Annotated in this window: 17 protein-coding genes and 1 tRNA gene; 11 read left to right on the plus strand and 7 right to left on the minus strand. The window is 66.1% G+C overall.

Translation table 11 applies throughout. The features are described 5' to 3' along the window. Window positions 1-133 precede the first annotated feature (133 nt). Window positions 134-475, plus strand: coding sequence for a hypothetical protein (locus DM194_RS15790; RefSeq protein WP_246024354.1), 342 nt, complete (start codon window positions 134-136; stop codon window positions 473-475). 214 nt (window positions 476-689) lie between these two features. On the opposite strand, the gene DM194_RS15795 is transcribed toward DM194_RS15790, so the two are convergent. Further along, entirely contained in the window at window positions 690-2,108 is a 1,419-nt protein-coding gene (locus DM194_RS15795; RefSeq protein WP_111068496.1) for an HlyD family type I secretion periplasmic adaptor subunit, read from the minus strand. 70 nt (window positions 2,109-2,178) lie between these two features. Beyond that, complete coding sequence (locus tag DM194_RS15800; protein WP_246024355.1) at window positions 2,179-3,810, minus strand: type I secretion system permease/ATPase; 1,632 nt, start codon at window positions 3,808-3,810, stop codon at window positions 2,179-2,181. A gap of 470 nt (window positions 3,811-4,280) precedes the next feature. Here DM194_RS15800 and DM194_RS15805 point away from each other — a divergent pair, with 470 nt between their 5' ends. The 3 genes from DM194_RS15805 to DM194_RS15815 all read left to right on the plus strand — a co-directional run bounded on the left by DM194_RS15805 (window position 4,281) and on the right by DM194_RS15815 (window position 6,566). Continuing rightward, window positions 4,281-4,808 carry a peroxiredoxin gene (locus DM194_RS15805; RefSeq protein WP_111068498.1) on the plus strand — a complete coding sequence of 176 codons (528 nt, stop codon included), beginning with the start codon at window positions 4,281-4,283 and terminating at the stop codon, window positions 4,806-4,808. A 218-nt stretch (window positions 4,809-5,026) separates the two neighbouring features. Next, the gene (locus DM194_RS15810; RefSeq protein ID WP_111068499.1) at window positions 5,027-5,470 is read left to right on the plus strand and encodes a hypothetical protein; all 444 of its coding nucleotides are present in this window, start codon (window positions 5,027-5,029) and stop codon (window positions 5,468-5,470) included. A 7-nt stretch (window positions 5,471-5,477) separates the two neighbouring features. Beyond that, window positions 5,478-6,566, plus strand: a complete 1,089-nt coding sequence (locus DM194_RS15815; RefSeq protein WP_111068500.1) for an extracellular catalytic domain type 2 short-chain-length polyhydroxyalkanoate depolymerase — start codon at window positions 5,478-5,480, stop codon at window positions 6,564-6,566. Between the two features lie 84 nt (window positions 6,567-6,650). On the opposite strand, the gene eno is transcribed toward DM194_RS15815, so the two are convergent. Then, window positions 6,651-7,928, minus strand: a complete 1,278-nt coding sequence (gene eno, locus DM194_RS15820) for a phosphopyruvate hydratase (protein WP_111068501.1) — start codon at window positions 7,926-7,928, stop codon at window positions 6,651-6,653. A gap of 148 nt (window positions 7,929-8,076) precedes the next feature. Beyond that, window positions 8,077-8,859, minus strand: coding sequence for an alpha/beta fold hydrolase (locus tag DM194_RS15825; RefSeq protein WP_111068502.1), 783 nt, complete (start codon window positions 8,857-8,859; stop codon window positions 8,077-8,079). A 235-nt stretch (window positions 8,860-9,094) separates the two neighbouring features. On the opposite strand from DM194_RS15825, the gene murJ reads away from it, so the two are divergent. Beyond that, window positions 9,095-10,645 (plus strand): murein biosynthesis integral membrane protein MurJ, encoded by a 1,551-nt coding sequence (murJ, locus tag DM194_RS15830; RefSeq protein ID WP_111068503.1) that lies wholly within the window; start codon window positions 9,095-9,097, stop codon window positions 10,643-10,645. Window positions 10,646-10,805: 160 nt separating this feature from the next. Here the strand turns inward: murJ and DM194_RS15835 are convergent, their stop codons facing one another. Continuing rightward, window positions 10,806-11,648 (minus strand): sulfurtransferase, encoded by an 843-nt coding sequence (locus DM194_RS15835; RefSeq protein ID WP_111068504.1) that lies wholly within the window; start codon window positions 11,646-11,648, stop codon window positions 10,806-10,808. A 258-nt stretch (window positions 11,649-11,906) separates the two neighbouring features. Between DM194_RS15835 and fliN the strand changes: the two genes are divergently transcribed. Together fliN and DM194_RS15845 are read left to right on the plus strand one after the other, a co-directional pair. Next, entirely contained in the window at window positions 11,907-12,209 is a 303-nt protein-coding gene (fliN, locus tag DM194_RS15840) for a flagellar motor switch protein FliN (RefSeq protein ID WP_014188019.1), read from the plus strand. Between the two features lie 172 nt (window positions 12,210-12,381). Further along, window positions 12,382-13,641: a diaminopropionate ammonia-lyase gene (locus DM194_RS15845; RefSeq protein WP_111068505.1), complete on the plus strand. Its 1,260-nt coding sequence runs from the start codon at window positions 12,382-12,384 to the stop codon at window positions 13,639-13,641. Here the strand turns inward: DM194_RS15845 and DM194_RS15850 are convergent. Beyond that, window positions 13,622-14,332, minus strand: a complete 711-nt coding sequence (locus tag DM194_RS15850) for an NfeD family protein (RefSeq protein WP_111068506.1) — start codon at window positions 14,330-14,332, stop codon at window positions 13,622-13,624. The genes DM194_RS15845 and DM194_RS15850 overlap by 20 nt on opposite strands. A gap of 231 nt (window positions 14,333-14,563) precedes the next feature. Here DM194_RS15850 and gatB point away from each other — a divergent pair, with 231 nt between their 5' ends. Both gatB and DM194_RS15860 read left to right on the plus strand, forming a co-directional pair. After that, on the plus strand, window positions 14,564-16,015 hold the full coding sequence (gene gatB / locus DM194_RS15855) for an Asp-tRNA(Asn)/Glu-tRNA(Gln) amidotransferase subunit GatB (RefSeq protein WP_111068507.1): 1,452 nt from the start codon (window positions 14,564-14,566) through the stop codon (window positions 16,013-16,015). Between the two features lie 163 nt (window positions 16,016-16,178). After that, on the plus strand, window positions 16,179-17,942 hold the full coding sequence (locus DM194_RS15860) for a PAS domain-containing sensor histidine kinase (protein ID WP_111068508.1): 1,764 nt from the start codon (window positions 16,179-16,181) through the stop codon (window positions 17,940-17,942). A gap of 55 nt (window positions 17,943-17,997) precedes the next feature. Here the strand turns inward: DM194_RS15860 and DM194_RS15865 are convergent, their stop codons facing one another. Continuing rightward, window positions 17,998-18,234 carry a hypothetical protein gene (locus DM194_RS15865; RefSeq protein ID WP_111068509.1) on the minus strand — a complete coding sequence of 79 codons (237 nt, stop codon included), beginning with the start codon at window positions 18,232-18,234 and terminating at the stop codon, window positions 17,998-18,000. A gap of 296 nt (window positions 18,235-18,530) precedes the next feature. Here DM194_RS15865 and DM194_RS15870 point away from each other — a divergent pair. After that, a tRNA-Ser gene (locus DM194_RS15870) sits at window positions 18,531-18,623 on the plus strand. A 1,366-nt stretch (window positions 18,624-19,989) separates the two neighbouring features. Next, on the plus strand, window positions 19,990-20,700 hold the full coding sequence (locus DM194_RS28210; RefSeq protein WP_162630088.1) for a hypothetical protein: 711 nt from the start codon (window positions 19,990-19,992) through the stop codon (window positions 20,698-20,700). The last annotated feature ends 140 nt before the right edge of the window (window positions 20,701-20,840 follow it).

Genomic DNA, 20,840 nt, shown 5'->3' on the forward strand with positions numbered 1-20,840 from the left:
TTTCATTTCACGGATCGTCGCACAAGTGCGGCGTCGCGGCCAGACATGGGGAAGGATGATGGTGACGGGCATTCAGGAGGGTGGTCGGGGCATCGCGGCGGTCGGACGGGTGTGCGGCGCCCTAATCATTGCAATGCCAATGATTTTCGGGCTGTCGGCCTGCAGCGACCGGACGCTGGACACCGGCCTTCTGGGCGCCGTCACCGGCCAGTCCTCGCCGGTCAGCGACAATACGTCGCCCATCCGCGGCATGACCGGCGAGCGCAGGGAATACCCCAACCTGGGCACCGTTCCCCCGCGCCCGACCGACCTGACCACGGAAGCGGAGCGCCAGCAGGCGATGGACCGTCTGGCGCAGGACCGTGCGGCATCGCGCCGCACCAAGGAGCAGACGGAGGCGATCCAGGTGCCGGAGCCGCTTCCCACCCCGATGGCGGTCCCGCCGCCGCCGGATTTGCGGCCGGGCAGGGGCTGAGGACCCGAGCGGAAGACCTATCCAAAGAAAAAGCCCCCGTGCCGGATGGCCGGGGGCTTTTCTGTGCGAGGCGTCTCGGCTCCGGTTTCCCCCCACCCCGACCCTCCCCCGCTCTCAGCGGACCTACGGTCCGCCTGTCGCGTCAGCACAAAGCGCAGCTTTGTGCGAGAGCTGGGCGGGGGAGGGAGGATCATGGGGTTCAACTCCGCCCCCATCACTCCTGGATGAACGCCTTCACGTAGGACTGGCTCAGCGGCTGGATCAGGTAGTCCAGCGGGGTGCGGGCGGAGAGCACGATGCGGGCTTCCACCGGCATGCCGGCCTTGATCTTCAGGTCGCCGACCTCGTGGGCGTCGGCATCCTTCAGGCGGATGCGGGCCAGATAATAGTCCTGGCGGGTGGCGTTGTCGGTCAGGCGGTCGGCCGAGACGTAGGACACGGTGCCGTCGATGGTGCCGACGACGCGGCTGTCATAGGCGGTCAGCTGCACCTTCACCGGCAGGCCGACGGCCATCGACTTGATGTCCTTCGGCTGGATGCGGACCTCGGCCAGCAGGGCCTTGTCGTCGGGAACGATGTCCAGCACCGGCTCGTTGGCGGTGATGGTGCCGCCGACGGCCGGATGGCCGTACATCACGACGTTGCCGGCATCCGGCGCCTTGATGGTGCGGTTGGCCAGACGGTTCTTGGCGTCGCGGATCTGCTCGGTCAGCTTCTGGGCGTCGCCGCGGGCCTTTTCCAGCTCGACCAGCACCTTCTCGCGGAAGTCGCTGCGGCGGCGGACCAGATCGCCCTGGGCGTCGACCGCCTGCTGGCGCGACTGCGACATGCGGGCTTCCAGCGCGTGGTCCTGGGCATGCAGCTGGGCGTTCTCCTTCTGCGCCGCCACCAGCTTGGTGCGGGTGGAGTTGCCGCGGTCCAGCAGGCCCTGGGTGATCTGGATGTCCTCGTCCGACAACTTGATCTCGCGGGCCAGGAAGTCGCGCTGCTTTTCCAGGCTGGCCACTTCCTCGGCCAGGGTGGCGATGCGGTCCTGGGTCAGCTTGGCCTCGGTTTCCAGCTGGTTGCGGCGGACCTGGAACAGCTTCTCCTGGTTCAGCATGGCGTTGTCGACCGCCGGCTCCTTGGCGCGGCGGGCTGCCAGCTCGGCCGGCCACTCGATCGCCGGCTTCTCGAACAGTTCGGCCGACAGGCGGGCTTCCGACGCCAGCGTGTCGAACAGCGCGACGTTCAGCATCTCAAGCCGGGTCTGCGCCTCGGTGCTGTCCAGCTGCATCAGGACCTGGCCGGCCTCGACGCGGTCGCCTTCCTTGACCAGGATGGCGCTGATCACGCCGCCTTCGGTGTTCTTCACCACCTTGCGGCCGGTTTCCGGGGCCAGCGAGCCCATGGCGCTGATCGCGCTGTGCAGCGGGGCCACCGCAGCCCAGCCGGTCATGCTGCCGAAGCCGACCGCCAGGACCAGGAAGCCGCCCAGCAGCAGGTTGCGCACGCCCGTTTCCGGCATCGCCGCCCGCAGCGCATGGATCGAGGTGATGGTCGCCGTCTTGCGCGAGGGCTTCTTGCCGGCGGGGGTCTCGGGGCCGGTCTCGGGGGAGAGCGGGGCCGGAAAACTGGGGGTCATCGTGGTCATGGGACTTCCTTGGCTCTGTCAGGTCGGGCGTCGCTAGCCGGATGCTCGGTGTTGGGGGCGGTGCCGGCGGTCAGCCGGCGGCCCCTGCCGTGGCGGCGGACGGCCCGGCCTGAGGGCCGAGATTGCGAAGGCGGGCGAGGTTGACGGCGCCGGGCTGGGCCTGCTGCTGCTCCGGACGCGGCAGCTCCATCGCCATGCCGTTCTTCAGGACGTAGGTGTGGTCGGCCATGTCGACGAAGACCGGGGCGTGGGTCATGACGATGGTGGTCGCCCCGCGCTGCTTGGACGCCGCCACGAAGGCGCGGACGGCCTTGATGCCCATCTCGTCCAGGCCGGCGGTCGGTTCGTCCAGCACCAGCAGCGGCGGACGGCCGAAGGCGGCGCGGGCAAGGCCGACCAGGCGGGCGCTGGCGCCGGTGATCGGGGACAGCGGGTCGCTGACCTCCGTCTCGTAGCCCATGGGGAGGCTTTCGATCCACTCGTGGATGCCGACGGCCTTGGCGGCCTCTTCCACCTGTTCACGGGTGGCGGTGGTGAAGCGGGCGATGTTGTCGGCGATGCTGCCGGGCAGAAGATCGACATGCTGCGGCAGGTAGCCGATGCCGTGCTCGGGAGCGTCGGGGGTCAGGGTGGCCACCGACAGGCCGCCGAGCCGCACCGTCCCCGCCGACGGGAGGGCGACACCGGCGAGCAGGCGGGCCAGGACCGACTTGCCCGAGCGGTTGGGACCGGCGATGCAGACGGTCTCGCCCGGCTCGATCGACAGGTTGACGCTGCGCAGGATCGGCTTCTGGTCGCGGGGCGAGACGAACAGCAGGTTCTCGACGGTCAGGCGGTCGCTCTCCACCGGAATGGAGGGACGCTCCGGCTCACGCGACAGGCGCTTCAGCAGCGGCAGCAGGCGGCGGACGGCCTGGGCGGAGCGGACCAGCCCGCCCCAGGCGCCGGCGGTCTGCTCGATCGGGGCGAGGCCGCGGCCGACCAGCATCGAGGTGGCGATCATGCCGCCGAAGGACAGGTGCTGCTCGATCACCAGCCAGGCGCCGATGCCCGTCACGGCGATCTGCAGGACCATGCGGACCCACTTGGTGGCGGCGCCGATGGAGGCGCTGCGCTCGTATCCCTGGTTCTGCAGGGCGCTGGCGGTCAGGAAGTCGCGGTTGACGGCATTCAGCGCGGTGTCGCCCATGCGCAGGCCGCGCACCGTGTCGGAACGGGCGGCCAGGGAGTCGAACAGCTTCTGGGCGCGGCCGGCCGGCAGCTTGCTCTCGTCGTTGACGCTCCTGACGGCCACATAGCCGATCCAGCCCATCACCGTCATGATTAGGATCGACACGACCAGGACCAGCGCCAGCATCGGATGGATCACGTAGATGCCGATGACGTAGAGCGGAACCCAGGGCAGGTCCATCAGCGCCGGCAGCGACGGACGGCCGAAGGCGCCCTTCAGCTCCATCAGGTCGGCGAGCGGACCGGTGTCGGGACGGCCGCGGCCGGCGGAGTCCAGGGCGTCGGCGGTCAGCCGGCGGCGCCACCGCACCTCCAGCGCGTTGCCGGCACGGGCCAGCAGGCGCGAGCGCACCATTTCCAGCACGCCGCTCAGCGTCAGCGCGATGACCACGATGACGGTCAGCATGATCAGGGTGTCGTAGTTGCCGGACGGAATGGCCCGGCTGAACACCTGAAGCGAATAAAGCGGCATGGCCAGCATCAGGGCATTGATGGTGGCGCTGAAGATAAATGTGCTAACAAGTACCCTGGTAAAATAGCCGCGGTTGAAAGCCGCTTCCGGCTTATCGTTGCCGGTTCCTTGCGTAGTGTTGGACTTTGTCGAAATAGGCATAAAGAGCCCTCCAATTGTCACCGGTCGGCGCAGTGCCCACTGGATGCAGGCGAGCTCAGGAAACGCGATCTTGGTAAATGGGAGCTTAACATCAGGGGCCGTCACAGGATTGCCACGGCATGCCACCACTTTTGCGCAGATCTACCCCAGTCTTGCCTGCTCTTATGGTCAGTCTTGCGGCATTTTGCCTGAACGGGGTGCGTGACTTATTGCCGGTTGGTTGAGGAATGGGGAACCGTTATCGTGGCCGGCGCCGGACCCGGAAGATCCGAACGGGGTACGGTTCACGCAATTGGCCGATACGGTCGAAACCATAGCCGGAGATGAGGATGGAAGGGCGCAAGGTTCCCTCGGTGGTGTTCAAGACCCGTGTGCGCGACGAAAGCGTGGAAGGCCCCAACCCGTTCCGCTGGCAGGACGTGGCCAGCGACGAGTTGTTCCAGGGCAAGCGCGTCGTTCTGTTCTCCCTGCCCGGCGCCTTCACGCCGACCTGCTCCAACGAGCAGTGCCCGGCTTTCGAACGGCTTTACGACGAGTTCAAGGAGCTTGGCATCGACGAGGTCTATTGCCTCAGCGTCAATGACGCCTTCGTCATGTTCCAGTGGGGCAAGAGCCTGAACCTGAAGAAGGTCAAGCTGATCCCCGACGGCTCGGGCCATTTCACCCGCCGCATGGGCATGCTGATCAACAAGGACGGCCTGGGCTTCGGCTTCCGGTCCTGGCGCTATGCCATGGTGGTCAAGGACGGCGTGGTCGAGAAGTGGTTCGAGGAACCGGGCATCAACGACGACGGCGAGAACGGCGATCCCTACGGCGAATCCTCGCCGGAGAATGTGCTGGCCTATCTGCGCGGCTGAAGCCGCCGATTCTGCGGCCGAGGACGGATTGCCGGCGGGGCGGTGGCTCCGCCGGCACGTCGCCCGGCCGCAGCAAGCCATTCGGCCCCGTCCACAGCCGGTCGGGTTGTGGATGCTCATGCATGCGCGTGTATCGGGCGGCGTGAAATCCTTTTCGATAGACAAACGACATTGCCCTGCTACCTTAAGCGTTAATTATCGCGGATGGGGCGTGGCAGGTGGCATCGTATCGGCAGGCCCGGGATCTTCTGATTGCGTGGAGTGCGGCGCTGACGCTGCTCGCGGTTTTCGCTGACGGGGCGGGCGCCGGGGCGGGCGAGCCGGCGCCGCCGCTTCCGCCGCGCAACATCGTCATCGAGAAGAGTTCGGCGTCGGGTCTGGCGGCGGGTGCCTTCATGGCGCTCCAGTTCCCTGCGCTCCAGTTCCCTGCGCTCCAGTTCCATGTCGCCCATTCCAGCGAGATCACCGGTGCCGGCTTCAACCGCTGGGCGGCCAACAACAATCTGATCGTGCTCTACCCGCAGCTTTCGCCCCGCCGTTCGGCGGACCCGATCGCCTGCCGGGACTGGATCGGCACGACGGGGGCGGATTACGCGATGAAGGGCGGGGCGAAGATCGCCGCTGTCCACGCGATGTTGACAACCCTTGCAGGGCAAAGGTGACCCTTCCATGACCATTTCCAACCAAGCCATTTTGAAATCGGCGCTTGCGGCCCTCATCGTTCTCGCGCCGCTTCCCGCAGCGGCCCAAACCGGCGCCCAAACCGGCGGACAGATCAAGCTGGCCGATCTGAAGCTGAAGATCGATCCGGCGCAGACCACGGTGTCCGGCATTTCCTCCGGCGCCTATATGGCCGGGCAGTTCCAGGTCGCCTATTCGGGTCTGGTCAAGGCGGCCGGCCTCGTCGCCGGCGGTCCCTATGCCTGTGCCGAAGTGTCGGAAGGCGGCATCGCCCTGGCGGTGGTGGCGCTGAAGCGCTGCATGGACGTGGCGATGGGACCGCCGGATGTCGACGCGCTGGTCGCCAACGCCAAGGCCCGCGAGAAGTCGAAGGACATCGACCCGCTGTCCAACATGGCGCAGTCGAAGATCTACTTGTTCAACGGCGACAACGACCTGACCGTGAAGCGCCCGGTCGCCGACGCCACGTCGCAGTTCTACAAGGCGCTGGGCGTGGCGGACGCCAACCTCACCTATGTGAAGCTGCCGAAGGCGGCGCATGCCTACATCACCGACGGCTATGGCGCCGCCTGCGACTTCATCCCGAAGGAGGATGAGAAGAGCGAATACATCAACAACTGCCAGTACGACCAGGCCGGCGCCATCGTCCGCTTCTTCTACGCCGACGCCAGGATCCCGAACGCCCCCGCCGCGGCCCGTCAGCCGCAGCTGTTCAGCCAGGCCCCCTTCGTCGGCGATTCCAGCCGCAGCGGCATGGCCAAGACCGGCTACGTCTATGTTCCGGAAGCGTGCGAGGACGGCAAGCAGACCTGCCGCATCCATGTCGCCTTCCACGGCTGCAAGATGGCGTCGAACCTGATCGGCGACCATTTCGCCGTGAATGCCGGCTACAACCGCTGGGCCGACGTCAACAACATCGTCGTGCTGTACCCGCAGATCGACGCCAACGCCAAGCCGTCCTCCAACCCCAAGGCCTGCTGGGACTGGTTCGGCTACACCGGCTACGATTTCGCCCGCAAGGGCGGTTTCCAGATGACCGCGGTGCGCAAGATGATCGGCGCGCTCGCCGGGGAGTGAGGATCCTTCTCCGCGGTGTCCCCCACCAATAAAAAAGCCCCTCTCCGGTGAACCGGAGAGGGGCTTTCCCTTACCCTACGGCGCTCAGGCCTTCAGGATGCTGCGGCCGGCGTAGCGGGCGGCGACGCCCAGCTGCTCCTCAATGCGGATCAGCTGGTTGTACTTGGCCAGACGGTCCGAACGGCTCAGCGAGCCGGTCTTGATCTGGCCGCAGTTGGTGGCGACGGCGAGGTCGGCGATGGTGCTGTCCTCGGTCTCGCCCGAACGGTGCGACATGACGGCGGTGTAGCCGGCCTTGTGCGCCATATCGACCGCTTCCAGCGTCTCCGACAGCGTGCCGATCTGGTTCACCTTGACCAGGATCGAGTTCGCCACGCCCTGCTTGATGCCCTGGGCCAGACGCTTGGGGTTGGTGACGAACAGGTCGTCGCCGACCAGCTGCACCTTCTTGCCGATGGCGTCGGTCAGCGCCTTCCAGCCTTCCCAATCGTCTTCCGCCATGCCGTCCTCGATCGAGATGATCGGGAAGCGGCCGACCAGATCGGACCAGTAGGAAACCATCTGGTCCGGCGACAGCGACTTGCCTTCGCCGGCCAGCTCGTACTTGCCGTTCTTGAAGAACTCGGTCGAGGCGGCGTCGAGCGCCAGCATGACGTCGTCGCCCGGCTTGTAGCCGGCGGCCTCGATGGCCTTCATGACGAAGCCGAGCGCCTCGTCGGTCGAGCCGATGTTGGGGGCGAAGCCGCCCTCGTCGCCGACATTGGTGTTGTGGCCGGCGTCCTTCAGCTTCTTCTTGAGCGCCTGGAAGATCTCGGAGCCCATGCGGATGGCGTCGGCGCCGGTTTCGGCACCCACCGGCATGATCATGAATTCCTGGATGTCGATCGGGTTGTCGGCATGGGCGCCGCCGTTGATGATGTTCATCATCGGCACCGGCAGCAGCGAGGCGAAGGCGCCGCCGACATAGCGGTACAGCGGCAGGCCGGCATCCTCGGCGGCGGCGCGGGCGACGGCCAGCGACACGCCCAGGATGGCGTTGGCGCCCAGGCGGCTCTTGTTCTCGGTGCCGTCCAGGTCGATCATGGCGAGGTCGATGGCGCGCTGGTCGTCGGCGTCCAGGCCGGCGAGCGCGTCGTAGATCTCGCCGTTGACGGACTCGACCGCCTTCAGCACGCCCTTGCCGCCGAAGCGGTTCTTGTCGCCGTCGCGCAGCTCGACCGCCTCATGGGCGCCGGTGGAGGCGCCCGACGGCACCGCGGCGCGGCCGAACGCGCCGCTGTCCAGCGCAACGTCCACTTCCACGGTCGGGTTGCCGCGGCTGTCCAGAATTTCGCGGGCGTGAATCTCGGTGATGACGCTCATGGTGGGGCGATCCTTCGAGGAAAGGCAGCCGCGTTATGGTCGCGGGCCGCGTTTTGGGGCGCGCTGGCTTGATAGCCCCGACGTCCGGGCGATGCAATATCTGGTTCGGCTTACAACTCCGCGAAATTGTGGAGTTTTACCGCCGAAATCAGATGAAACCCTCCACCATCGACGCGAATTCCGCCGGACGTTCGGCATGCAGCCAATGCCCGACGCCCTCGATCATGCGGATTTCCGCCTTGGGGAAATAGCGGCGGATGGCGTCGTGATGCTCCGGCCGGATGTAGTCGGACGCACCGCCGCCGATGAAGAGGGCGGGGCCTTCATAGCGGGCGCCGCCGAAATCGGGGAAGCCGATCAGTTCCTCCATGTTCGCGCCGATGGAGTCGAGGTTGATCCGCCAGGAAAAAACGCCGTTCTCCAGCACCAGGTTCTGCATCAGGAACGAGCGCAGCGGCGCCTCCGGCACGGCTTCGGCCAGCTGGGCCTCCACCTCCGGCCGGCGGGTGACGCCTTCCAGCTTCGCGGCCTTCATCGCGGCGACATAGGGGGCGTGGGTGTGGGTGTAGGCGACGGGGGCGATGTCGGCCACCACCAGCCGCTCCACGCGGTCGGGATGGGCCAGCGCCAGCGCCATGGCGACCTTGCCGCCCATCGAGTGGCCGACGATGGTGGCGCGGGCGAAGCCGCGGTCGTCGAGGAAGCGCAGCACGTCGGCCGCCATCTCCGGATAGCTCATGCCCTCGGCCCAGGGGGCGCCGCCGTGGTTGCGCAGGTCCAGCGCATAGACCCGGCGCGTTTCGCCGAAGCGGCGGGCCAGCGTCTGCCAGTTGCGCGCCGACCCGAACAGGCCGTGCAGGACCAGCATCGGTGTTCCGCCATTGGCTTCGCCGGCTTCCAGATAGGTCAGGGGGAGGGCTTGCTGCGGCATGTCGGGGGCCTTCGACCTGTGGTGACTTGAGATGCGTTCTGGACGAATCCGGGCGGCGATCCTATGACGAACGCGGCCGCGTCGCCAGAGCGCGATCGTTTCGGGCCGAATCGTCCGAAGCGTGAATCGCACGAGGAATCAAATGTCTGGAGTTCATCCGGTGCTTCAATAAGCAACCGATGAACTCTAGGATGCCGCCGGGCCAATTCTGCACCACAAGAGCGATCCTGCCATCGTGTTCCGTCATATCCTGTCCGTCGGCGGCCTGACGCTGGTCAGCCGGGTGCTCGGTTTCCTGCGCGACGTGCTGACCGCGGCGCTGCTCGGTGCCGGGCCGGTGGCCGACGCCTTCTTCGTCGCCTTCCGGCTGCCGAACCATTTTCGCGCCCTGTTCGCGGAAGGCGCCTTCAACTCCGCCTTCGTGCCGCTGTTCTCGGGAAAGCTGGTGCAGGACGGCGCCGCCGCCGCCCGTCGCTTCGCCGACGAGGTGATGACCCTGCTGGTCATCGTACAGCTGGTTCTGCTGCTGGCGGTGCTGGCCTTCATGCCGCAATTCATGACGGTCTTCGCCCCCGGATTCGCCGAAGACCCGGAGAAGTTCCGGCTGGCCGTGCTGTTCACCAGCATCACCTTCCCCTATCTGCTGTTCATCTCGCTGGTGTCGCTCTATGGCGGCGTGCTGAACAGCATGAGCCGCTTCGGGGCCGCCGCTGCCGCCCCCATCCTGATGAACCTGTGCCTGATCGCGGCGCTGGTGGTGGGCACGCCGCTGATGCCCAGCGCCGGCCATGCGCTGTCCTGGGGCGTGCTGGCGGCGGGTGTGGCGCAGTATCTCTATCTGGCCTGGGATGCGCGGCGGGCGGGCATGGTCCTGCGGCCGGTGGTGCCGCGCCTGTCCCCCGACGTGAAGCGCTTCCTGACGGTGCTGGGGCCGGCGGCCCTGGGATCGGGCCTGACCCAGATCAGCCTGTTCGCCGATACGCTGATCGCCTCGGCCCTCCCCACCGGCGCGGTGTCCTACCTCTATTACGCCGACCGGCTGAACCAACTGCCGCTGGGGGTGATCGGCATCGCCGTGGCGACCGTTCTGCTTCCGGAAATGTCCAGGCGGATCAAGAGCGGCGACGAGGCCGGCGCGGTCGACAGCCAGAACCGCGCCATCGAACTGTCGCTGGTGCTGACCCTGCCGGCGGCCATCGCCTTCCTGGTGGCGGGCACGCCGATCCTGTCGGTGCTGTTCCAGCGCGGTGCCTTCGGCCCGTCGGATACCGCGGCTTCCGCCCTCACACTGCAGGCCTATGCGCTGGGATTGCCGGCCTTCGTGGTGATCCGCAGTCTAGTCAACGGCTTCTACGCCCGCCAGGACACGGCGACGCCGGTGCGGGTGGCGCTGGTGGCGGTCGGCGTCAATGTGGCGCTGAAGCTGGCGCTGATGGGGCCGCTGTCCCAGGTCGGGCTGGCGGTCGCCACCTCCGTCGGGGCCTGGGTGAATGCCGGCCTGCTGGCGCTGGTGCTGCACCGGCGCAACCTGTTCCGGGCCGATGCGCGCCTGATCCGCAACCTGCCGCGCATGGTGCTCGCAGCCACCGCCATGGCCGGCGCCCTTTGGCTTGCCACCGACCGGCTGGCGCCTTGGCTGGGCGCCACCGGCCTGTTTGAGCGGCTGGGCGGGCTGCTGGTGCTGGCGGTGGTCGGTCTTGCGGTCTACGCCATCGCCGCCGTGCTGCTGGGGCTGGTGCGGCGCAGCGACCTCAGCCGCCTGCGCCGCCGTCGAGCCAAGGTGTAATACAATCAAGCGCAAAGCCCGACACATCAGGCTTTGCGCCCGCCCTCGAACGGCGGGCGCGGCCGTCCGGCCGCCTGCCTTCGCAGGCATGGGCCTGCGGGGCCGCAGTCGCGGCCCTTGCCGCCGAGCGTAAGCCGGAACTTGCGCTCGGCGGTATAATTCAGCCTTCGGTCTGCAGCGGGCGTTGCGGGTCGGCGCTCCATTCCGACATGGAGCCGTCATAGAGCCGCACCCCCGGCACGCCGGCGATCTCGCTCAGCGCGAACCAGGACACCGAGGCGAGATGGCCGGTGTTGCAGAAGGTGATGGGCTGGTCCCGCAGCGGCAACCCGGCCTGACCGGCCATCGCCTTCACCGTCTCGGCCGAGGCGAAACGATGGTCCGCCGCGGAGAAGAGCGGGGCGATGTCCAGGTTCACCGCGCCCGGGATGGTGCCGGCGGCGCGGGCCTGCGGGCTCTTGGCCTTGCCGGCGAACTGCTCGGCGGAGCGGGCATCGTGCAGCGGCGTGCCGCCGGCCTTCACCGCCGCCTCGACCTGCTCCAGGGTGGCGCGCAGGTCGTTGCGGGGATGGGCTTCGAAGCCGGTCGGCTTGCGCTCCGCCGGCACGGGCTCCACCGCGCCGCCGGCCGCGGTCCAGGCGGCGAAACCGCCGTCCAGAACCGACACCGCGTCATGCCCCAGCATCTTGAAGGTCCAGTAGACGCGGGTGGCGTTGCCCATGTCCGACGCGTTGGCGCCGGCCGCCACCAGGACCACATGGTCGCCGTTGCCGATGCCGAGACCGCCGATCAGCCCCTCCAGCGCCGCCGGTTCCGGCAGCATCCCGGCCCCGCCGCCGATCACGGTCCGCCAGCCAGCCGTTGCGTAATCGGAATGAACCGATCCCGGAATGAAGCCGCCGCTTGGCGGGGTCCGTACGTCCAGGACCACGATGCCGGGGCTGTCGAGCCGGCTTTTCAGCCAGGAAACGTCCACAAGCGGGGAATTGCTGCTGTCGGTCATCACGGTGAACCCGGTTACGGTTGGTCGTTGCCCTTGCACTGCCGATGTCGTTGCTTGATAGCAACGAACAGTCCGGCAGGCAGGCGAGGCCCGCAGCGGCGGGCGGTCCGACAGTGTGGGCGAAGCTCCGGGGCGGGAAAAGCCCAATCTTGTCGCATAGCCCGCCGACCGGTGCCGTTGCCCGCCTGCCCATCGGGGGTGTAGAGTAGGTCGTTCGTGTAAATGGCGCCCCCTCGCGGCGCGGGAGCTTGGACATCCATGGCCAACATCGACGACCTGCTCGGCGCGCCCGATCCCAACGACGGCGATGCCTCGTCCTTCGCCATCGGCGACGCGCCGGTGGAGATCAAGGTCGTCATCGGCACCGCCATGCTCCGCGTCCGCGACCTGCTGAAGCTCGGCCGTGGTGCCGTCGTCGAGCTCGACCGCCATCTGAAGGATCCGACCGACGTCTATGTCGAAGGCGTTCTGGTTGCCCGCGGCGAGGTGGCGATCATCGACGACAAGATCGGCGTCACCCTGACCGACTTCATCAAATCCAGCCGCGAATGGAAGCGCTGACCGCCGCTTTGCCGTTTTGCCGTCATTCGCCTTGCGGATGCTTCATTCGGTAGCAGCCGCGCCCGCGCTGGCGTCTTGACGGCGGTGGATGGCATCTGATCTCGTTGTGCGTGGTCGCGGGATGTGCCGTCGCGGACGACGTCGCCCGCCGGCCGGCCCGGAGAGCGAAGCCATGCCCCACCAAGCCGTCTCCCCATCCTCCTGCCTGCCGCGCCATTTTTCCAATCCGCGCGCCGACCTGGAGCGGGTCTACGGCCCGTCCGAGCGCGCGATCCTGAGCCGCGCCGCCTTCGAAGAGGCGATGGCGGAGATCGGCGCCTGGCCCGGCTATGCCCCGACGCCGCTGCGCTCCCTGCCGGGCCTGGCGCGGGAGGCCGGGATCGACCGGCTCTGGTACAAGGATGAAAGCGCCCGCTTCGCGCTGGGCAGCTTCAAGGCGCTGGGCGGGGCATACGCCGTGCTGCGGCTGCTGGCGCGGGAGGTGACGGCGCGGGTGCCGGGCGTGCCGGTGACGGCGCTGGACCTCGTCGTCGGCCGCTATGCCAAGGTGACGCGTACACTGACCGTGACCACCGCGACCGACGGCAACCATGGCCGGTCGGTCGCCTGGGGAGCGCAGGTGTTCGGCTGCAACTGCGTGGTGTACGTGCCGTCCGCCTGCTCGCCCGGACGCCGTGCGGCCATCGGGGCGTACGGGGCGCGTGTGGTGGTGGTCGACGGTTTATACGACGACGCGGTGCGCCGGGCCGCCGCCGATGCGGCGGAACAGGGCTGGTTCGTCGTCTCCGATACCTCCTACACCGGCTATATGGATATTCCGCGCGACGTGATGCAGGGCTACACCGTGATGGTGGAGGAGGCGCTCTCGCAGCTGCCCGCCAGCGAAAGGCCGACCCACGTGTTCGTCCAGGGCGGCGTCGGCAGCCTGCCGGCGGCTGTCTGCGGGCATCTGTGGGAAAGCTGGGGCCGCCAGCGCCCGCGCTTCGTGGTGGTGGAGCCGCACAACGCCGACTGCCTGTACCAGAGCGCCGTCGCCGGCCGTCCGGTGCGGTCGGAGGGCGACCTGGATACGGTGATGGCCGGGCTTGCCTGTGGCGAGGTCTCGTTGCTGGCCTGGGCGATCCTGGAGCGCGGAGCCGACGATTTCCTGACCATTCCCGACGAGGGCGCGGTCACCGCCATGCGCAAGCTGGCCGACGGCAATCATGGCGGCCGGCCGATCGTGGCGGGCGAATCTGGCGTGGCCGGTCTGGCCGGGCTGCTCTGCGCCGCGGCGCATGAGGAGGTGCGGCTCGCCCTCGGCCTTGCGCCCGACGCCCGCGTTCTGGTGTTCGGGACGGAGGGGGCGACCGACCCGGAGGTCTATGAGCGGATCGTCGGCCGCTCGCCGGAGAATGTGGCGGAGGATCCGCTCAGCGCAGCAGGTCGGTGACGATGTTGGCGCCGTCGGCTGTCAGGCGGTCGGCGGTATCGCGATAGTCGCGGGCGCCGGAGAAGCCCCCCGCCGCCGTCACGCGCTGGATCCAGGCCGGTGAGGCGCCCAGAGACACCAGCCGCTGCACCATCCTCTGGGTGGACCGCATGGTCATCCGGCCATTCTCCGCCATGCGCGGGGCATGGACCATGAACTCCGCTCGCGGCGCCGCATAGCGGGGGTAGCCGGCCAGATAGAGGCCGACGCACATGCTTTCGCATGACTCGCCGTCGCGCACCCGGGTGGCGACCGGACGGCCGCCCTGGCGCTCGGCCAGCACCGCGTCGATCATGCGATATCCCGCCGCCGTGAAGCCGCCGGGGCTCGACAGTTCGACCACCACCGGACGGAGGGCGGGCAGGGCTTTCAGGGCATCGATGAAGCGGCGCTCCGCCCCCGGCGTGATGATGCCGTCCAGGCGCAGGACCGTGGCCTCGTCCTGGTCGCTGCGCGACATGGTGGCGTCGGGGAACTCGGCGGATGCCGGTGCCGCGGGGGCCGGGGTGAGGGTCGCCGGGACGAGGGAGACGTCGGCAGGGCGTGAGGCGGCCGGCTGGGCGGCGGCATGGCCGATGAAGGCGACACCCGCCGCAAGCAGCCCAGCCATGGCCGCACCGAACCCGATCTTCCGCACCAGCGCCTGCGACATTGCGATTCCCCCGCTCGATCGGTTCAGCGTGGCGGTCAAAGCTTGCCCGAGTGTTAACGGCGCGTTTCTGGCGGGCCGCGCAAAAGGGGTAGAAACGCCACGGCGCGATAAAGCGTGCGTGCGGGCGCAAAGGGCGCTAGAAGAAACAGGATTCCAAGGGTATGGCCGGGGCGCCCGTTTTCGCGGCGGTCCACGGCCCGTCCCGTGCCGTGAACGTCGAAGAGCGGAACGATGTCGTACATCCAGGGTGAAACGGGCGATTGGGAAGTGGTGATCGGGCTTGAGGTCCATGCCCAGGTGATTTCGAACGCGAAGCTGTTCTCCGGCTCCGCCACCGAATTCGGGGCCGCGCCGAACAGCCAGGTCAGCTTCGTCGACGCCGCGTTCCCCGGCATGCTGCCCGTCATCAACGAATATTGCGTCGAACAGGCGGTGCGCACGGGACTGGGGTTGAAGGCGCAGATCAACCTGACCTCGGTCTTCGACCGCAAGAACTACTTCTACGCCGACCTGCCGCAGGGCTACCAGATCAGCCAGTTCCTGCAGCCGATCGTCGGCAAGGGCGAGATCGTGCTGGACCTGCCGGACGGCACCAGCCGCACCGTCGGCGTCACCCGCCTGCATCTGGAACAGGACGCCGGCAAGTCTCTGCACGACCAGCACCCGTCCAAGACCTACATCGACCTGAACCGGTCCGGCGTCGCGCTGATGGAAATCGTGTCGGAACCCGACATGCGCAGTTCGGAGGAGGCGGGCGCCTACGTGCGCAAGCTGCGGTCGATCCTGCGCTATCTCGGCACCTGCGACGGCAACATGGAGGAAGGCTCCATGCGCTGCGACGTCAACGTGTCGGTGCGCAAGCCGGGCGACCCCTTCGGCACCCGCTGCGAGATCAAGAACGTCAACTCGATCCGCTTCGTCATGCAGGCCATCGAGTATGAGGCGCGCCGCCAGATCGAGATCATCGAGGAAGGCGGCAAGATCGACCAGGAGACCCGCCTGTGGGACACGACGAAATTCGTGACCCGCTCCATGCGGTCGAAGGAAGAGGCGCACGACTACCGCTATTTCCCCGACCCCGACCTGCTGCCGCTGGAACTCGATGCGGCCTGGGTGGAGGACATCAGGAAGACGCTGCCCGAACTGCCGGACGACAAGAAGGCCCGCTTCATCGAAGACTACAAGCTGTCGGTCTATGACGCCGGCGTGCTGGTCTCGGAGAAGTCGAAGGCCGACTATTTCGAGGCGGTGGCCAAGGGCCGCGACCCGAAGCTGGCGTCCAATTGGGTCACCGGCGAGCTGTTCGGCTATCTGAACAAGGCCGGCAAGGAGATCGAGGAGAGCCCGGTTTCCGCCGAGAATCTCGGCGGGCTGATCGACCTGATCGCCGACAACACCATCTCCGGCCGCATCGCCAAGGAAGTGTTCGAGACGATGTTCGAGACCGGCGAGAAGGCCGCCGACATCGTCGAGAAGAAGGGTCTGCGTCAGGTCACCGACACCAGCGCCATCGAAGGATCGATCGACGCCGTCCTGGCGGCCAACCCCGACAAGGTGGCGGAATTCCGTGGCGGCAAGGACAAGCTGTTCGGCTTCTTCGTCGGTCAGGTGATGAAGGCGACGCAGGGCAAGGCCAACCCGGCGATGGTCAACGAAATTCTGACAAAGAAGCTGAAGGGGTAAGCGCCCGCATCCTATTGGCTGTGGGCTATCGCCTTACTGTCCGAAAGAAAGCCTCTCCCCGCGGGAGAGGCTTTTTTCTTGGATGACGTGCGGCGTTGCGGCAAAGCCCCGGTTGAATTTTCCCGGTTATTATCGCCAAAGTGCTGGAAACGGCGGAGGTTTCATGGCGGCAGAACCGGAGATGGTGGCGCTGGCGGCTGTTGCTGCCGGCGGTCTGCTGGGGATGCTGCTGGGCCTTGCCGCCGGGCGCCGGGTCACCCGCCGGCACGCCGCGCCGGGAACGGCCCTCCATGAACCGGCCTTCCATGAACCGGAAATCGGCGAACGGCTGGAGATGGCGCTGGAGGCGACCGGCGCCGCCGTGTGGGATGCCGATCTGCTGGGCGGCACCTGCTGGTGGTCGGACACTTTCCCGCGCATTCTGGGCTACCGTGCCCGGCCGCCGATGCCGCCGGATTTCTGGGAGAGGCGGCTGCACCCGGACGACCGCGAACGGGTGCTGGCCCATATCGCCTCGCATCTGGCGGGGGAAACCACAAGCTACGCCTATTCCTACCGCCTGCGGCATGAAGGCGGCGGCTGGGTGTGGATCGCCGCCAAGGGCCGCGCCTTTCGCGATGAGACCGGGCGGGCGGTGCGCTATGCCGGCATCATGACCGACATCACCGAAACCCGCCGGCAGGAGGAGCGGCTGCGCGCCAGCGAGGAACGGTTGCTGAAGATCATGGAAGCGGCGCCGATCGCGGTCAACGTCACCACCCGCGACGGGCGCTGGCTGTTCTGCAATGCCCAGTCCGTGCGGCTGATGGGGCGCAGCCGGTCCGAGTTGATGCGCACGCCGGTGGCCGACCTGTATGCCGATCCCGCAGAACGCGACGCACTGATCGCCCGATTCGACCGCGAAGGCCCTTTCCGCAACGCCGAAATCCGTTTCCGCCGGCCCGACGGCAGCTTCGTCTGGGTTCTGTCCTCGTGGAACAGCATCGAACTGGACGGCGAACCGGCTCTGCTGACCTGGCTTTACGACATCACCGACCGCAAGGCCACCGAGTCGGCGATGGTCCAGGCGCGGGAGGAGGCGGAACGGGCGCTGGCGGATCTGCGAGAGGCGCAGGAAAGCCTGATCCAGGCCGAAACGATGGCGTCGCTCGGCCAGCTGGTGGCGGGTGTCGCGCATGAGATCAACACGCCGATCGGCATCGGCCTGACGGCGGCCAGCCACATCGGCGAACAGGCGCAGAACCTGCGCGACCGCTTCACCGGCAACACGCTGCGCCGGTCGGAGTTCCTGGAGTTCATGGATGGGTTGGGCGAAAGCAGCCGCCTGCTGATGGCCAACATCGACCGGGCCGCCTCGCTGGTGCAGAGCTTCAAGCAGGTGGCGGTCGACCAGTCATCCGGCGACCGGCGGGTGTTCGAACTGGGCAGCTATATCCGCGAACTGCTGTTCTCCCTCCGCCCGCGGCTGAAGCGCACCAACCTGAAGGTGGCGGTGGAGTGCGACGACGAACTTACGATGGACAGCTTTCCCGGCGCCCTGGGGCAGGTGTTGACCAATCTGGTGATAAATGCCGTTGTCCACGCCTATGGCGACGGCGACCGGACCGGTGACAGGCCGGCGGGCAGGATCCGGATCACCGCGCAGCCGAATGGGGCCGAGCGGGTGCGAATCGACTTCATCGACGACGGCGCCGGCATTGCACCGGAACATCTGCCGAAGGTGTTCGACCCCTTCTTCACCACGAAGCGGGGGCAGGGCGGTTCGGGCCTTGGCCTGCACATCGTGTTCAACACCGTCACCGGCCCACTGGGCGGTACGGTGTCCGTCCAGTCCTGGCCGGGGCAGGGAACCCGCTTCACCATTCTGCTGCCCCGTGAAGCACCGGCGATCCATCCGATGCAGGCCAAGGAGCCGGCACTGACCTGAACCGGCACCGACCGGAACGGGCGGTGCGGAGTCGGCGGTCGGCCGGGGCGTCGGATCAGGCGATGTGCAGGTCGTGGAGTTGGAGATGCTTGGGCCGCCGGCCGCGGCGCTTGGGTGCCGCGAAGTTGGCGAGCGCCCCGTTTTCGCCGCGCAGTTCGGCATTCAGTTCCTGAACGCAGCGCTGCAGCAGTTCCTTTTCCCGCTGGTCTTCGCGGTCGGTGATTTCCAGGCAACTCAGCTTGATCTCGACGAGATCGATCAGCGTTTCGGCGCAGCGGCGTGACAGGGTCATGGAATCCTCCACGGCATCGGGGTGCGGCGTCACTGTCCGGCGGGGCGGGCTGTTCGGAATCGGCCTCGCGCGACTGAGTTGTGCGTCACCCAGGCTTTCGGTCGGGTTTTTTGTTGCTCATGGTTGCATCATAACCGCCGACCGTTAAAAAGTGCCTAAAATTTTATACAGATTTGTCTCATCATCTTGTTTTTCAGGAAAAGCGGATTTTGGCCTCCGTAAGCGTTGACAAGGGTACGGCTGGCCATTAGAAACCTCCCCACGCCAGCGGTGCCCCACGGGACGCCGCACTGGCTGGAGGGGTGGCCGAGTGGCTGAAGGCAACGGTTTGCTAAACCGTCATAGGGTTTAAAGCCCTATCGTGGGTTCGAATCCCATCCCCTCCGCCACCTTGCCGGTCGCGGCCTAAGACATTGATTTAGCTCGTTTTTTAGCGCCATCTGACCAGCGCGGTTACACACGTTGGTGCTACACGTTGGTGGCACACGGTATCACACGCGATGCAGCGTCGGTAGACCAACCTCAAATCAACTGTGGTTGATGGGCTGTTGCCTCCTTTCCCACCTCGTCGAACCCTGATGATTTGTGCGGTGGGGGGCAGCGCAAGGCACTCCAGAGTTTCCCTCTTCGACCCATGAAAGCGTGAAGGCTTGGCGTGGGCGAATGGGCAGGACGTAGGCGGGAGCCGCTGAGGACCTGGGCATCACCCGCCGCACCAAACCCACCCTGAACCGCCAGAGGGCACCCAGCGGACTCCTGAGAGGCTATACGCAACTCGGAAAGCACCTATGGCAGAGGTCCTGATTATCTCGCTATTGATCGTCCCCCACGCGCCCTGGACTCCCCTGGGCAGGACAGGAACAGGACGATGCAAGATCGACCCATCACCTTCGCGGAATGGACACATGAGGACCTGAGGGCTTGGCGCGAACGAATGTGCTGGACCCAGGAGAAGGCTGCCAACGTTTTGGGCATATCCCGCCGCGCCTACATCACCCGTGAGCAACCCGGGGCCAACATCAGCCGGGAGACAGTACTGGCCTGTCTGTACCTGGACGCCAATCGATACACTTATATGCTTGCAGACGCCTCACCAGAGAGACCCTAGAGGTCTCCCTAATTGGGTCAATTCTTCGTGTCTGGGTTTGGTAGAATGACACAACTCAATCTACACACCCAGGCCGGTCCATGCCCAGGTTCTCCTCCAACTTCAAGCCCCTCGTCCTCGCCCTTGAAGAGGTGGAAGCCCTGGAGGCTGCCACTGAGATCAGCCCTGAGGAGTCCGCTGCCCTCACTCTCTACTATCGCGCCCAACTTGCTCTGAAGGAGCGCGAGGTGACAGGGGCCACGCTCCATTGAGCTAGAAGGCGCTGGCATCTGCGTATGAGTCCTCGGTGACTCCAGGAGCGGGCTGTAGCGGTCTGGGCTCCAGGGTAGCGGACGCTCCCTCAGGGCGCATCCTGGACTCTCCTGGAGCCTTCAGCATTGCGGTCGGGAGTGAGTGGCTGCCACCGCCCCAATGATGGTGGCGACCTGCCGTCCATTCAGCTCCCATGGTTGCCTAAGAGCCGTTGGGGTTGAACTGGGTCCTGAGGAGCAGGAGGAGCAAACTTCCTCAGCTAAATCAAATCTCTGGCCATACTGTCGACCACAAACCCCCGACCTTAGGAGGAATGCAGACCGCGCCTCCAAGGTCTATGGGCGTGTCCGATCCCATTGCCCTCCTTCAATTCGGACACACAGAAGGAGGCTGTTATGGAGGAAGTTGATAAGCTCGTTGTAGAGTTTGACTGGACCGTTCGATTTGCCATCGCGGATGCAATTGCTGGAGGCGGTGAGCTAGCTCGCTTGTCCGCAATCCAAGAGCGGCTCTGGAGGTATGATCCCGATCAGGTCAGGGTAGTCTATGACCAAATCGTTCGGCAGCGCAGTGACCTCCATCCAGTCAGTAGCCGCAGCTATGGTTATAGGAAGGAGAGGAGGCGACAAGAAGCAATCCAGAAGCCTCGGAGGGTTGGTCTCAGGGTTGCTGAGATGGCGGACAGAGCCAGCCTGTCTCAGGCAACGCTTATCGCTCTCCTAGAGCATCATGGTTTCCTTGAACTCGTCCCTTATGGTGGTCACCAACGCCGTAGGCTTGTTCCTGACAATGTTATGGAGGCCGGTTACGGACACAACGTAACCCCCAGCAACCGTATCGGACACCTTGAGGGCTTCAACACCTCTGCTACATTCCCAGTCTTCTATGAAGAGAAGCTAAATGACATTCTTTGGTGTCTGAATTATAAGGAGATAGCTGCTAAAGTCAGCTCTATTGCTAGCAAGAAAGAAAAGCTGCGCTGGTTGTTGGAAAACCATCCCTATCTCCCGCAGGAGGAACTGGCTGGAATGTCCGGCTATTCAGAGAGGGGTGTTAGAAAGGCAGTTGCAAAGGCACCAACTCAAACTCAGCTAGTGGCAGCCTGATCTTTCTGTATGACTTACACAGGAACTTTTGGTTCAGCCAGCACCTCGCGCCACCCAAGCTAGGCTCAAACTTTCTTCGTGGTCTGTGACTCTACACAACCAATAGCCCCTGCTAACCACTCTAGATAATCAACCTTGAA

Source organism: Azospirillum ramasamyi, assembly GCF_003233655.1.
Taxonomy (GTDB): Bacteria; Pseudomonadota; Alphaproteobacteria; order Azospirillales; family Azospirillaceae; genus Azospirillum; species Azospirillum ramasamyi.